The organism is bacterium, from assembly GCA_035945995.1.
GTDB lineage: Bacteria > Sysuimicrobiota > Sysuimicrobiia > Sysuimicrobiales > Segetimicrobiaceae > DASSJF01.
In genome coordinates, this window is sequence record DASYZR010000073.1 from 21,379 (window position 1) to 33,300 (window position 11,922).

The 11,922-nt window shown below is 71.1% G+C and carries 12 protein-coding genes; 5 read left to right on the top strand and 7 right to left on the bottom strand.

The window, feature by feature from the left end; translation table 11 throughout:
- Positions 1 to 35: 35 nt before the first annotated feature.
- A complete protein-coding gene (locus tag VGZ23_07730) occupies positions 36 to 1,619 on the bottom strand; it encodes an ABC transporter substrate-binding protein (protein HEV2357483.1) in 1,584 nt (527 codons plus the stop codon).
- A 247-nt stretch (positions 1,620 to 1,866) separates the two neighbouring features.
- Between VGZ23_07730 and VGZ23_07735 the strand changes: the two genes are divergently transcribed.
- Positions 1,867 to 2,247, top strand: a complete 381-nt coding sequence (locus VGZ23_07735; GenBank protein HEV2357484.1) for a RidA family protein — start codon at positions 1,867 to 1,869, stop codon at positions 2,245 to 2,247.
- 16 nt (positions 2,248 to 2,263) lie between these two features.
- Here VGZ23_07735 and VGZ23_07740 read toward each other — a convergent pair whose 3' ends face one another.
- From VGZ23_07740 to VGZ23_07760, 5 genes are read right to left on the bottom strand one after another with little or no spacing between them, the layout of a single operon-like run.
- A complete protein-coding gene (locus VGZ23_07740; protein HEV2357485.1) occupies positions 2,264 to 3,445 on the bottom strand; it encodes a M20 family metallopeptidase in 1,182 nt (393 codons plus the stop codon).
- A complete protein-coding gene (locus VGZ23_07745; GenBank protein HEV2357486.1) occupies positions 3,442 to 4,503 on the bottom strand; it encodes a 2-dehydropantoate 2-reductase in 1,062 nt (353 codons plus the stop codon). Before VGZ23_07745 ends, VGZ23_07740 begins: the two co-directional genes overlap by 4 nt.
- Positions 4,503 to 6,140, bottom strand: a complete 1,638-nt coding sequence (locus VGZ23_07750) for a gamma-glutamyltransferase family protein (GenBank protein HEV2357487.1) — start codon at positions 6,138 to 6,140, stop codon at positions 4,503 to 4,505. The genes VGZ23_07745 and VGZ23_07750 overlap by 1 nt, the downstream gene beginning before the upstream one ends.
- Before the next feature lie 43 nt (positions 6,141 to 6,183).
- Positions 6,184 to 7,122: a 2-dehydropantoate 2-reductase gene (locus VGZ23_07755; GenBank protein HEV2357488.1), complete on the bottom strand. Its 939-nt coding sequence runs from the start codon at positions 7,120 to 7,122 to the stop codon at positions 6,184 to 6,186.
- 2 nt (positions 7,123 to 7,124) lie between these two features.
- Positions 7,125 to 7,649 carry a hypothetical protein gene (locus VGZ23_07760; protein HEV2357489.1) on the bottom strand — a complete coding sequence of 175 codons (525 nt, stop codon included), beginning with the start codon at positions 7,647 to 7,649 and terminating at the stop codon, positions 7,125 to 7,127.
- A 158-nt stretch (positions 7,650 to 7,807) separates the two neighbouring features.
- Between VGZ23_07760 and VGZ23_07765 the strand changes: the two genes are divergently transcribed.
- The 4 genes from VGZ23_07765 to VGZ23_07780 all read left to right on the top strand — a co-directional run bounded on the left by VGZ23_07765 (position 7,808) and on the right by VGZ23_07780 (position 11,445).
- Positions 7,808 to 8,308: a hypothetical protein gene (locus VGZ23_07765; protein ID HEV2357490.1), complete on the top strand. Its 501-nt coding sequence runs from the start codon at positions 7,808 to 7,810 to the stop codon at positions 8,306 to 8,308.
- 103 nt (positions 8,309 to 8,411) lie between these two features.
- Entirely contained in the window at positions 8,412 to 9,050 is a 639-nt protein-coding gene (locus VGZ23_07770) for a hypothetical protein (GenBank protein ID HEV2357491.1), read from the top strand.
- A 47-nt stretch (positions 9,051 to 9,097) separates the two neighbouring features.
- Positions 9,098 to 11,044 (top strand): copper resistance protein CopC, encoded by a 1,947-nt coding sequence (locus tag VGZ23_07775; protein HEV2357492.1) that lies wholly within the window; start codon positions 9,098 to 9,100, stop codon positions 11,042 to 11,044.
- Complete coding sequence (locus VGZ23_07780) at positions 11,041 to 11,445, top strand: hypothetical protein (protein ID HEV2357493.1); 405 nt, start codon at positions 11,041 to 11,043, stop codon at positions 11,443 to 11,445. Before VGZ23_07775 ends, VGZ23_07780 begins: the two co-directional genes overlap by 4 nt.
- Positions 11,446 to 11,739: 294 nt before the next feature.
- Here the strand turns inward: VGZ23_07780 and VGZ23_07785 are convergent.
- Positions 11,740 to 11,922: hypothetical protein (locus VGZ23_07785; GenBank protein HEV2357494.1), on the bottom strand; the 183-nt coding region annotated here is incomplete at its 5' end.

An 11,922-nucleotide genomic window follows, 5' to 3' on the forward strand; every position in this document is an offset into this window, starting at 1 on the left:
CGTCAGCCCGCAGGGCGCCCGAAGCTCGGCGCGGCCTACCGCTTCGTCAGGTAGGCGTCTCCGAGGAACACGTACCCGTCCGGATGAATCCTGGCGTCCTTGATGACGGACTGGAGCGCGATGTAGTTGTAGTTGGTCCACAGAGGGACCCACAGCGCCTGGTCGACGACGTACTTCTGGAGGTCGACGTACAGCGCCGCGCGCTTCGCCGGGTTCGTGGCCCGCCGGGCCGCGTCGATCAGCGCATCCAGCTTGGGATCGGCATCGTGGCTGAAGTTGAGCCCGCTGCCGATGTTCGCCGAGTCGAACCAGATGTACATGATGTCGGGCTCGTTGTACGTATACCCCATGAACTCGGCCTGCTGATCGCCCTTCTTCAGCCGGTCCAGCAGGGTGCCGAACTCGAAGGTCTGGATATCCATCTTGACGCCGAACGAGAGGAGATTGGCCTGCACGAGTTGCGCGCTGCGCACGGAGGTATCGCTCGGCGTTGAGAACAGCGTGAACGCGAGCGGCCGGCCGCCCTTCTGCAGCACACCGTCCGGCCCGGGCGCGTAGCCGGCTTCGGCGAACAACCGCTTGGCCTTGGCCGGATCATAGTGGGGTGCGTAGGCAACGATCCCGGGCCAGTAGCCCCAGATGGACGGCGGCAGCGGGCCGTACGCCGGCTCGCCCTGCCCTTCCAGCACCACCTTGACCAGGACGTCCTTGTTGATCGCATAATTCATCGCCTGGCGGAGCCGGAGGTCGCTCCACGGCTCGCGCTTGACGTTGAATTCCAGGAACAGCCCCACGCCCTTCCGCAGAAACTTGAAGATCTGATACTTCTTGGTCGCGAGCAGCCGGTTGACGTCGTGCGACGGCAGGCCCAACTGACTGACCTCGCCGCTCTCGAACGCCGCGACCTGCGTCGCCGAGTCGGTGATGATGCGGTACGTGACCTGCTCGATGTAGGCCGGCCCGTGGTGCATGTACGGCGGCCCCCAGGCGAATGCCGGGTCGCGCACCAGTGTGATGTGGTGGCCCGACGCCCATTCTTTCACCTTGTACGGCCCGTCGCTCACCGGGGCGCGGCCGAACCCGGTCCCCGCGGCATCGGCCGCCTTGACGCTGATCGGCGACAGGCGCGGGTCCGTGAGGTTGTTGAGCAGCGGCGCGAACGGCTCTTTGAGGGTCAGGCGCAGCGTCCGCGCATCCACCGCCTCGATGGCCTTTACGGGACCGAGCTGCGCCTTCGCGACCGGCGACTTCGTCTCCGGCGCGAGCGCGCGCTCGATCGACGCCTTGACGGCCTGGGCGGTCACCGGCGTGCCGTCCTGGAACATCGCGCCCGTCTTGAGCCGGAACGTCCACACCAGCCCGTCGCCGCTGATCGTCCACGACTCGGCGAGCCCGGCCACGACCCGGTTGCTGAAGTCATGCGCCAGGAGCGGCTGGCCGACCAGTTGGAAGATCGCGGCGGCGACCGCGGCGCCGGTCTTCTGCGGATCCAGGGTATCCGGCTCCTCCGGGATCGCGATCGTCCAGCTCCCGCCGGCCTGCCCCTGCGCATACAGCGTGGTACCCCATCCGATCGCGGCCACCGCGAGCGCGATGACCGGCGCAACCGTCCGCCGCATCGATCCGTCCTCCCCCGGGGCGCCCCCGATGACGCGGGCCCTGCCGATTCAACCCGCCGCCACCGGCGTCGAACTGTGCACCGCCGCTCATCGGTTCGCGCCGCGTCTCGGACAGCCCTCCACCACGTCCCGATGCGGCTACAGGAAGGCCCGCGCGGCCGCGCGAACCAGACGACATCCCAGCGGTGCGCTTTCGCCACGCCGTCGCCCGGACTCGCGCGTACCATCATTTCCGGAGGTGACTTCGATGACGCGTCAGGCCGTTTTCCCGTCCAGCCGTCCCCGTCCCGCTTCGCCGTACTCGCCCGGCATCCGGTTTAGCAACCTTGTCTTCACCTCCGGGCAGGTCGGCGCCGACGCGACGGGGCGCGTGCCGGCCGATATCCGGGCGCAGACGCAAAACTGCCTCGACAATCTGCAGGCGGTGCTCGAAGCGGCCGGAACCGACATGGCGCATGCGCTCAAGGCGACGGTGTTTTTGACGGACATCAACGACTTTGCGGCGATGAACGACGTCTACCGTGCCGCCTTCCCGGGTGATCTGCCCGCCCGCAGCACCGTCGCCGTCGCGGCACTGGCGCGGCCCGAGTTGAAAGTCGAGATCGAGCTGGTCGCCGCGATCCCCTAGCCGCCCGACAAAGGCGCTACAACTCGGCGAGCAGGCGCGCGAACCAGGCGGTCCGCGGCGCAACGGCCGAACGCCGCACGTGTTCGGTCTCGGCATGGCCGCCGTCCCCGACGGCCCCGAGGCCGTCCAGCGTCGGGACGCCGAGGGCCGCCGTAAAATTGCCGTCGCTGCCGCCGCGGGTCCCGCCCGCCGGCAGCCCAAATCCCTCCGCGGCCGCGAGCCGCCGCGCGACCTCGTACAGCCGCCGCGATGCCGGCGTCTCCTCCATCGGCGGCCGGTTGAGCCCGCCGGTCACGCGGACCGTCGTTCCCGGGACAAACGACGGCCGCTCGACCATCGCGCGCTCGGCACGCCGGGCCTCCGTAACGGTCCGGACGCGCAGGTCGATGTGCGCCTCGGCGGTCGCCGCGACGACGTTGGATCGCGTGCCGCCCTGGACAAGTCCCACATTCAGCGTCGTGCCCTCTTCGGGACGCGCCACCGCCGCGTACAGGTCCACGATCTGGTGCGCGAGCTCCAACACGGCGCTCCGTCCCTTCTCCGGGTCCGCGCCGGCGTGGCTGGCGACCCCCTGCACCTCGAGGCGGAAGATCCCCACGCCCTTCCGCCAGAGTTTGGCCGCACCTTCCGCACCCACCGACGGTTCAAGCACGAGCACGCACTCCGCCTCGCGGGCCAGCCGCTCGATGATGGGGCGGGACGTCGGGCTCCCCACTTCCTCCTCGGTGTTGGCGAAGAAGACGAACGTCTTGTCCGCCGCCGCGCCGCGCTCCACGACCGCGCGGAGCGCCCAGAGGCCCTGGACGTCCCCCGCCTTCATGTCGAACGATCCCGGTCCGGTGATCCGGTCGCCGTCGGTGCGGCACGGCAGGCGCTCGATCGTGTCGAGCGGCCAGACGGTGTCGACGTGCCCGAGGAGAAGCACGCGGCGGGGGCCGCGGCCGATCCGGGCCTCGAAGTGATCCCCAAAGTCGCGCTGCGGATGCCAGATGATCTCCGCCACGGCGGCCTCGGAGAATCGCGCGGCGAGATGGCGCGGGGCACGATCGACCGCCGCCTTCTCCGTGGTCGGAGACTCCAGTTCGACCAGGGCCTCCAGATCGCGCAGGATCTCGTCGAGGTGCCGGTCGGCGAAGGCGCGGTAGGGGCTCGCGTCCCCGCGCGCCGCGGCCTCGCCGCCGCGGTCCGCCGCGCTCATGCCGGACCCCCGCCGCCGTACACCGCCGCATCGAGGCGGCGGAGGTCGGCCAGGTTCTCCGGCCGCATCATTCGCCGGCCGGCTTCCAGATCGTGGATCATCTCGACGAGACGGACGTTGAGCGGCAGGTCCAGCCCGTGCGTCCGCCCGATCCCGACCACCTCGCCGATCTGGGAGTCGACCTCGGTGCGCCGGCGCCGCACGACGAGATCGCGCCAGATGCCGCTCTTCTGCTTGAGCGAGCCGCGGTTGTGCTCGACCATCGCGGCGAGACTGCGGCGGATCCCCGCCCAGTCGCGCGGCGCCCGGAAGCGCACGGCGTCCGGGTCGTAGCCGTCGAACCCTTCGCACCGCACCTCCTCGGCGTCCGCTACGCGGGTGACCTCGCCGGCGAGATCGGCCAGCAGCGCCTCGTTGGCCGGATCGCCGAGCACGTCGGCCATCGTCGCGTCCACGACCGCCGTCCCGAAGAGCATGGACGCGTAGCCCATCTTGCCCCACAGGTAGCCCCAGATGTTGCGGGTGACGGTCGTGTTCGGCAAAAAGGCAGTTCGCATCACCTCGGCGAGGGCGTGGACTCGCGGCGTGAGGCTCCCGTCGAGCTCACCGAGGTAGAGGGCCCCCGGGCCGCCGTACATGATCAGGCCCGGAGCGTGATAGTCCGCGCCGAAGTTGATGAACGCCCCGACGGTCCGCCGGGTACCGATCCGCGCGGCGATGCCGCGCTCGTTGAGGCCGTTCTGCATGGAGACGACGTACCCGTCCGGACCGAGCAGCGGCGCCACCATGTCGAGCGCACCCTCGGTATGCTGGGCCTTGACCGCCAGCATCACAGTCCCCAACCGGCGGTTCCCCAGCCGCTCGGCCAGCCCGGCCGGCGTCACCGCGGGCACCCGGACGGTCAGGGTCTCGCGCCCCTCGAGGCGCAGCCCGTCGCGGTTGATGGCCTCGACGTGGTCCCCCGCGGCATCGACGAGCAGCACGTCGTGCCCGGCCCGCACGAGGTGCGCGCCGATGGTTCCGCCGATGGCGCCCGCGCCGACGACGGTGACCTGCATCACCACGCCACCGCGTACCCGTTCCGCCGCGGATCCGCCGCGCCGGCGAGCCAGCCGGTATCGGGATCCGCGAGCACGGCCTGCACGCCGCCGACGCGCATCGACCACGGGCCGAGCGTGTCGACGCCGTAGCCGCGCCGCCCCAGGGCCGCACGCGTCGCCTCCGGCATCCGCGACTCGACGCGCAGCGCGCGCGCGGGCAGCGGATCGGCCACGTCGTCGATCCATCGAAAACGCGGCGCGCCGATCGCGTCCTGCAGGTTGAGCCCGAAGTCGATGAGGTTCACCAGCACCTGGACGGTCGTGACGAGAATGCCGTACGACCCCGGCGTGCCGATGGTCGCCCAGAAACGGCCGTCGCGGTAGAGATGCACCGGCGCGATCGGCCACTCGTGCCGCTTGCCGGGCGCGATCCGGTTGGGATGGCCGGCCCGGTTGGAGAACCAGTGCATGGCGTTGTTGAGACATACGCCGGTGCCCGGCACGACCACGCCGCAGCCGAAGCCGTGACCGAGACTGTGCGTCAGGTTGACGGCCAATCCGCTGCTGTCCGCCGCAGCCAGGTGCGTCGTCGAGCCGGTGACGCCTGCTCCCGAGGCCGGCGCCGATCCCGCCTCCCCGCGGCGGGCCTCCACTTCGCGGCCCAACGCCTCGAGATGGTCCGCCGCCAGCATCCGGTCCACGGGGATGTCGGCGGCATCGGGATCACCGACGTACCGATCGGTATCCAGCCGGGCCAGGCGCGACGCCTCGGCCACGAGCCCGATGTGCTCCGGCCCGAGATGCTCCGTTGCGGCCAGGTGGAACCGCTCCAAGATCCCAAGGGTGGCGAGCACCTGAACGGCGCTCGTCGGCGGCGGCGGCGCGTAGACGGTGACGCCGCGATACGCCAGTGCGAGCGGATCGGCCCAGTGCAGCGACTCGGGATACTCCCGCAGATCCTGCCCGCTCAGCAGTCCCCCGCGCTCGCGCATCAGCGCGCCGATGGCCCAGCCCAGCGGTCCCTCGTACAGATACCCCGGCCCCTCCGCGCCGATCCTCCGCAGCGTCGCGGCAAGATCCGGCTGCACCAGGAGGGTGCCCGGGCGGGGGACCGCCCCGTCGTGCAGGTACGTCGCCACCCCCTCCTGCGTGAGCCGCGGCGCGCTTTCGCGAAACATCATCTCATCGAACGGGGTGAATGGGACGCCGTGCTCCGCGTACTCGATGGCCGGCTCCAGGACCCGCGCGAGCGGCATCGTGCCGTGCTCGGCGAGCACCCGCGCCCAGCCGGCGAGGTTGCCCGGGACGCAGGCGCCCTCATACCCCACGTCCGGCAGCCCGCCGGCAAACCGCTCGGCGGTGGCGGCCGCCGGCGCGCGGCCGAGAAACACCAGCGCCTTCGGCACCGCTCCCGGGCGCGTCAGCATGAGGGTGCCGCACCCGGCGAGCCCCGACATGTAGGGTTCCACGACGCCCACGGCTGCCGCCGCCGCGACGACGGCGTCGACCGCGTTGCCGCCCTCGGCGACCATGCGGATGCCCGCCATGGTCGCCAGCGGGTTCGCCGTCGCGACCACGCCGCGGCGGCCGTAGGCCACCGGCCGCAGTCCGAACCGCGTGGCGTACGTCGTGTGCCCTGATCCCTCACCACTCATTGGCTGGCCCTCCGGATGTCCTCGAATTTTTCCAGGCGAGTCCCTACTCCGGCCGCGGAATCTCCGGCGCGCCGGCGGCGAACGGCCGCAGCGCCGCGTAGATCGTCCAGTTGACCGGTACCGCGACGGCGTGCGCGCGGCCGAGCCTCACCACCGTGCCGTTGAGCGTGTCGAGTTCGAGCCGCCGCCCTTCGAGCAGATCCTGGGCCATGGAGCCCCGAAACCACGGCTCGAGGGTGCGCATCTGCGCCACGGCCTGCTCGGCGAACCGCGGAGCGACCGGCACGTCGTCCGCGCGCGCCACGGCGACGACCTCATCGAGCGTCGCGCGCATGAGCGCGGCCGTCTCCACGTCGGCGAGGATCAGCCCGAGCGGGAGCCGCGTGACCGCCGTCACGCCGCTCACGCCGCAGATGAACACGAACTTCTCCCAGAGGGCCAGGCGGATGTCGGGCCGCACCTCCGCGGCGATGCCGGCGCTCCGCAAGACCGTAAGGAGGCGCGCCGTGCGGGCGCTCTCGCCGCCCGCCATCTCGCCAAAAACGAGCCTCCCCGGCCCGCCGGTCTGCCCGACCACCCCCGGCCCCTGGATGAACGACGACACCTGGGCCACCGCGCCCAGCACCGGGCCGGCGCCGGCGGCGGCGGCGATCCGGTCCTCGTTGTCCACCCCGTTCTGCACCGAGAGGATCATCGTCTCGGGCCCGACGACCGAGGGCAGCAGCGACAGGACGCCGTCCAGACTGTAGGCTTTGACGCAGACGAGCACCAGATCGACGGGCCCGATGGTGCGCAGGTCGTCGGTCGCCGCGGCCCGCACGACAAAATTGCCGGCCAGCCGGGAGTTGACGGTGAGCCCGCGCGCGCGAATCGCGTTGAGGTGGGCGCCCCGCGCCATGAACGTGACGTCGTGGCCCGCGCGCGCCAGCAGCCCCCCGAAGTATCCCCCCGTGCCGCCCGCGCCGATGACGGCGACGCGCATCGCTAGAGGACCCGCACGCCGGACGGCGTCAGGAAGAACACCTGCCCCGGTTTGGGATCGAACGCGCGCACCCGCCCGCGCAGCGCCGGCCGGGCATTGACCGCGTCGACGAACGCCCGCCCGCGGCGGTCGGGCGGCATGAAGGCGGCGTGGTGTTGCGGGAACACCGCAATGAGGCTCGGGTTGTCCGCCCGCAGCAACTCTGCCGCCATCGCCGCCTCGTCCGGCATCATCCCCGAGGCGATCGGCAGCAGCGCGACGTGGGGCCGGTAGAGGCGACCGTACATCTGCAGATCCATGGTCAGCGGGGTGCTGCCCGCATGGTAAATCCTGACGCCGTTTTCGAGCGTGACGATGAAGCCGAGCGCCGGACCACCGTACACGGCCGCCGGCACATTCGGCAGCGGCGGCTGGACGAGTGATGTCACGGCACCCTGAATTGCGCCGGGCCATCCCACCGAGGCTATGAGCAAAGCCGTCGCGGTCACGGCCCACATCACGGTCGTGATCCACAGGTGTCGCCGCATCATCCCTCCTCCTCGCCCGGCCGCCATCGAACGCGCGCGCCGCTCGCGCTCCGGTCGGATGGTGTCCGCTTCAGCGGCCCGCCGCACGGTCCCTCTGTCGCCTGCCGCACAAGCGTGCCACAGGGCCGGACGGACCGGCGGCGAAACGTGGCGAATACATGCGCACGATGCTGCCGCCGGGCGGCGGACGTCCGTTGCCACGCCGACGGCGCCCGCTTGTCTTCCTCGCGCACTCTTGGGGCCTGCTCGCCCTGCTTGCCGGCGGCCTGTTTACGTTTCCGTCAACTGCCGGCCACGACCCCTATCACGCGCACATCGTCGTCGGAGGCACACCCGCCGCACGAGCCCGTGCGCTCGCCCGGCACCTCCTCCGCGAACGCGAAGGAACCGATAACGGCGAGCCTCCGGCGGCGCCGGGCGTCGTCGGAGGCGTCATGTTCCCCGGCGTGCGCGTGATCTCGATTCGGGGCACCGACAGCGGCGGCCCGGCCGTCCTGAGCGTCCAGGGAAGCGGGACCGCCGCGCTGGCCGGGATTCCGCAGATCCCCGCACCCGTCCGAGCATGGCGGGTCGTGACGCATCGATCATCAAGAGTCCTTGAGACGAGTGTGCCGGCGCCCGATCCACCTCCACGCCGCGTGCGCGGCTACAATCTCTAGCCCTACAGCGGAACTCTTCGGACTCGTTGCCGGGCTTCGAGTCGCGGGCGCGCTGCGCTCGGCAGGCTCGAACCGGCGGATATTCGCGTGGAGGTGATTCACTGTGCGGTTGCGTGTTGGCGTTCTCGTGAGCATTCTCGTTGTCGCGCCGAGTGTAGTGATCCTCTCCCAGGCGGCTCTGGCGCACGAGCAGCGGACCGTGGGCAAGATCCAGATGACCGTCGGGTGGTCCACCGAGCCCAGCTACACCGGGTATCGGAACGATGTGCAGCTCATCCTGAAAGACGCGGCCGGCAAGCCGATCAATGACGTGGGCGATGGGCTCAACGTCGAGGTGATCTTCGGCGGCCAGAAGAGCGCCCCGTCGCCTCTCGATCCGTCCTACGATCCGGACACCGGCCTCGGGACGCCGGGCGAATACGATAAGGCGATTATTCCGACGCGGCCGGGGAATTACACGTTTCACTTCGTGGGCAACGTTCGCGGCCAGCGCATTGACCAGTCGTTCATATCCTCGGAGAAGACGTTTAACCCGGTGGAAGAGGCCGGAGCGGCCGAATTTCCGGCCACAGATCCCTCGCAAGCGGAGCTCGCCGGTCTCATGGAGCGCCTTCGGCCGCGTGTTGACGCGGCGTCCGGCACGGCCCGGCAGGGCCGTTCGCTCGCCATCATCGGCATTGTGTTGGGCGCGATCGGTACCGTGATCGGGGTGTGGCCTCGACGGGGGCGCGGGAGCCGGTAGCGGCGTGTCCCACGAACCTTCCCGAAGGACGCAGCGGGGGTAGCCTGATGCGTCGGGCTGGGGTTGCCGCCCTGGTCTGCGCGGGGGTGCTATCGTGCGCGCCGGTCGCGGGCGCGCACGCCTTGCTTCAGCGCTCCGTCCCGGCCGGCGGCGCCGTGCTCCAGCGCGCTCCCGCAACCATCCTGCTGACCTTCACGGAAGTGCCGGAGCCGTCATTATCAAACATCCACGTTCTCGACAGCACCGGCCGGCAGGTGGACCGGAGCAGAGCCCAGTCCGCCCCCGGTCACCCGCTGGAACTCTTGGTCCCCTTGGGGCCGCTTCCGAACGGCGCGTACACTGTTACCTGGCGGACGGTGTCGCGCGTGGACGGCCACGTGACGGGGGGAGCGTTTGCGTTCGGCGTCGGCGTGTCGCCCGGCGCGGCGCCGCCGGCAGCGGCGAGCCCGTTCCCCTCCCCCCTGTCCATCGTCAGCCGCTGGGGGCTGTACGCGGGCCTGACCGGTCTGGTGGGCCTCGCGTGGGTCTGGACCGCGGCGTTCGCCGAGCCGCCCGCCGGGCGCACGGCCTATCCGTGGCTCCTGTGGGGACTGGCCGCCGCGGGTGTGATCGGTCTCGGGGCCGCCCAGGCGGCGGATGCGGGAGCCGGTATCGGCCGCCTGCTCGCGACGCCCTTGGGGGCGGCGCTCTGGTGGCGCTTCCTCCCTATCGTCGGAGCGGGAGCTGCGCTGGCGGTCGCGGCCCGCGCGCGCGGGCGTCTCCGGCCGCAGGCATTGGCGGCCGCAGGTGTCCTGGTCGCGGGGTCGATGTTCGCGGATGTGCTGGCCGGTCACGCCGCGGCGGGCTCGGGCCCGCTCCGTTGGCCGAACATCGCCGACCAGTGGGTGCACATCACGAGTGTGGGGGTGTGGCTCGGCGGGCTCGCGGCACTGCTCGTGGGACTCCGTGGGGCCCCGACCGACGCCAGAGCCGCCGCTGCGCGGCGGTTCTCCGTGGTTGCGGGCATCACGCTGGGGGTCACCGCGCTCACGGGAGTCCTGCGCGCGGTCGACGAGGTGGGACAATGGAATGCACTCGTCGCGACGGACTTCGGCCGCCTCGTCGTCGTGAAGGCCGCGTTGCTCCTCATTCTCGCCGCTCTCGGGGCGTTCAACCGGTATCGCAGCATCCCCGCGCTCCTTACGTCGCTCCGCGGCCTCCGGCGCGTCGGCGGCGCGGAGCTCGCGGCGGCGGCGGTGGTCCTTGGCGTCACAGGAATCCTGGTGGGACTCGCGCCGCCGCGGCTGTTGCAGCAGGCGGCACAAACCGCCACGGCCATCTCGGTGGACCGCAGCGATTTTGCCACCTCGGTGCGGGCCCACCTGGAAATCACGCCCGGCTTCCCGGGAGTGAACCGCTTTCTGGTTCGACTCGTGGATTATGATACCGGCCGCCCCGTCACGGCCGGGCGCGTCGCCCTACGCTTCAGCCAGCCCGAGCGGCCCGGCGTCGGTCCGTCCGTGCTGGCGCTCAAACCGACGGCACCCGGAACGTATGAGGCCCAGGGGACGAATCTCTCCCTGGATGGAACATGGTCGATTGTGGTCATGCTCGAACGCGGCCTGCAATCGACGGAAGTACCGCTCGGCGTCGCGGCGCGGGTGCGTCCGGAGATCGTGCGTGAGATCCGGGCCCCCGGGCAACCCACGCTGTACGGCATCGACTTGGAGGGAGGCATCGTGCTCGACGCGTACCTTGACCCCGGCCGGCCGGGGCTCAATGAAGTCCATGCGACGTTCATCGCGGCGAACGGGCAGGAGTTGCCGGTACCCCGCCTGATCACGATCGCCGCCGGGCGCCCGGGGCAGGCGGTCCGGCCGCTCCCGGTCCGCCGTTTCGGCCCCGGACACTTCATCGGGGACGCGCAACTCGGCCCCGGGACCTGGCACATCGAGTACAGCGGCATCGCGCGGGATGGCAGCGCGCTGCGCGCGTATCTCGACGTCACGCTATGAAGCGCCTTGCGATTCTGGTCCTCGCCGCCCTTCTGACCGGCTGCGCGCCGCGGGCGCAGACCCCTCCGGCGCAGCCGGCGACGCAGGTGCGCCCCCGCTCCACCGCCGTCCTGCATATTCTCAACCCGTCGCCGGACGCGACGGTGTCCGGGCGCACGCTGCGCGTCCGCCTCGAGCTCAAGGGCGCCAGGATCATACCGCAGACGTCGCTTGATTTGGCGCCGGACCGCGGCCACGTCCACCTCAGCCTCGATGGGAGGGTGGTGTCCATGGCGTACGGCCTCGAGCAGGACGTGGCCGTCACGCCGGGCGATCACCTGATCCAGGTGGAATTCGTCGCGACGGACCACTTTCCGTTCAACCCCCGCGTCGTCACGAGCGTGACGTTCACGGTGAAGTGACCCGCAGCGGACGCGGGGCCCCGCCTCGCCTGGGGGCTGGCCGCACCCGGCGTCCTGATCGCCGCGGTCCTCATGGCCCGCTACGCGGGGCACCTGCACCTGCTGGTCGCGAACGTACCCGCGCTCGGCACATTCGCGCCCGTCGCGACGGCGACCACGCCCTACGTGCAGGCTGCCCCGTGGGGCGCTATGCCATCGTCGCCGCGCTCGTCGTCTTCGGGGCCCTCTTAGCGATGAGAGGCACGCGGCGCCGAACGCGCCCAATACCGTGAAGGTCCTTGACGGATCCCCATCTTATCCCGTGATGGCGTGCATGACGACGAGCGCGAGCCACCCCGCGCTCGCGAGCAGCGCCAGCACGGTGGCCACCGCGAGCGGCCAGCGGAGGACGCGGCCGCACGCGCCCGCAAGCGCCCAGACGTCCTCGCGCCATGCCGGATCGTCGCTCCAGCGCCGCCGCTGGTCGGCCGCCGCCAC

Coding starts and splice junctions, on each gene's coding strand:
- VGZ23_07740 (HEV2357485.1), bottom strand. CDS start 3,445: ATGAGCGCGGCGGACCGCGGCGGCGAGGCCGCGGCGCGCGGGGACGCG.
- VGZ23_07735 (HEV2357484.1), top strand. CDS start 1,867: ATGACGCGTCAGGCCGTTTTCCCGTCCAGCCGTCCCCGTCCCGCTTCG.
- VGZ23_07745 (HEV2357486.1), bottom strand. CDS start 4,503: ATGCAGGTCACCGTCGTCGGCGCGGGCGCCATCGGCGGAACCATCGGC.
- VGZ23_07750 (HEV2357487.1), bottom strand. CDS start 6,140: ATGAGTGGTGAGGGATCAGGGCACACGACGTACGCCACGCGGTTCGGA.
- VGZ23_07755 (HEV2357488.1), bottom strand. CDS start 7,122: ATGCGCGTCGCCGTCATCGGCGCGGGCGGCACGGGGGGATACTTCGGG.
- VGZ23_07780 (HEV2357493.1), top strand. CDS start 11,041: ATGAAGCGCCTTGCGATTCTGGTCCTCGCCGCCCTTCTGACCGGCTGC.
- VGZ23_07730 (HEV2357483.1), bottom strand. CDS start 1,619: ATGCGGCGGACGGTTGCGCCGGTCATCGCGCTCGCGGTGGCCGCGATC.
- VGZ23_07760 (HEV2357489.1), bottom strand. CDS start 7,649: ATGCGGCGACACCTGTGGATCACGACCGTGATGTGGGCCGTGACCGCG.
- VGZ23_07765 (HEV2357490.1), top strand. CDS start 7,808: ATGCGCACGATGCTGCCGCCGGGCGGCGGACGTCCGTTGCCACGCCGA.
- VGZ23_07775 (HEV2357492.1), top strand. CDS start 9,098: ATGCGTCGGGCTGGGGTTGCCGCCCTGGTCTGCGCGGGGGTGCTATCG.